We start from the raw sequence: 1,158 nt of genomic DNA, 5'->3' as shown, positions 1-1,158 counted from the left end.
AAAGTACATCGGCTACCTCCGCGAATTCCTCACCATCGAGGGCGTTGACGACTACAAGACCGTGGAACGCAAGATCGCAATCAGCGTAAACCGAGACCATATTTATGAAGGCCTTCTTGTACCCCACTGGGAGAAGACGGGATTCGAGAGGAAACGGCGTTTTGTCCTTGCCGAGGATCACATCCTCCCCGTGAAGGTCGATCTCCTCGCCAAAGTGGAGAGCGAAGACAGCACCTACTACAACGGGATGGAAGCGGACACCATGCCCGACCCCGTTAGCATTGATCCGCGTTTCCTGGATTTCATCGATTGGAATGCGGTGTACTTCACCATGCTCGAGCACGGGAACGACAGGGGATGGAAGAACATGATCTTCACCAAAGCCCTGCTACGGGAGATCATCGAAGATCCTATGATCTACACCCTGTACTGTGCGGACCATGTGGTCAATCCCCGTTCTTTCGAGGAACTGCAGAAACTGCAGGATGTGATCGTGCTCATCCTGAAAAAATCCCTCCAGATGGCATATAACCGGCAGAAAAACACATGGATGATGGATACCATCCAAATCGAACCTCTCTCGGAGTCGCACGGCAACTTTGAGTTCAAGAACTATGTCATAAAAGTTCGGGAGAATGAAACAGACGCACTTGAAGCCATCGATGCACTCATCCAGCAGGTTGACCGGCTCTATGCGGGGGAGAAAGCGAACTTCGTAACGAATGTTTTCTTCGAAAATCACCTTTATCAACCGCTGCTCGCAAAAACCGATAGAAAATCGAGAAGGATTGCCGCCATATCTCCGGAAGGGCTCAACGAAGGCGAAGAAAGGCTTGTGCGGGAAATCAAGGCACACCTCGAGAAAGAAACAGACAAATTTCACGAGAAAAAAGTCTATCTGCTCCGTAATATCCCGAAAAATGGTGTAGGATTCTACAAAACCTCTTGGTTCTATCCCGATTTCATCATGTGGATCGTCGACAACAGCAAGCAGCACATCGTGTTCCTTGAGCCGCATGGGATGGTATTCAGTCCAGGAACGGAAGACGAGAAGGTGCAGCTCGCCGAGGATATCAAGGAGATCGAACAGAAGATCAATGCGAGATACCAGAAGAACGGCAATGAAAATGAAGTATTCCTTGACTCCTTCATGATATC

Annotated in this window: 1 protein-coding gene; it reads left to right on the top strand. The window is 49.3% G+C overall.

The window, feature by feature from the left end:
- Positions 1 to 1,158 (top strand): hypothetical protein (locus tag QCH34_RS13095; protein ID WP_300334770.1); only part of this gene is annotated, 1,158 nt, incomplete at both ends.

It is taken from the genome of Methanocalculus sp. (assembly GCF_029762515.1).
Taxonomy (GTDB): Archaea; Halobacteriota; Methanomicrobia; order Methanomicrobiales; family Methanocorpusculaceae; genus Methanocalculus.
This window is presented reverse-complemented; position numbering and strand designations above follow the sequence as displayed.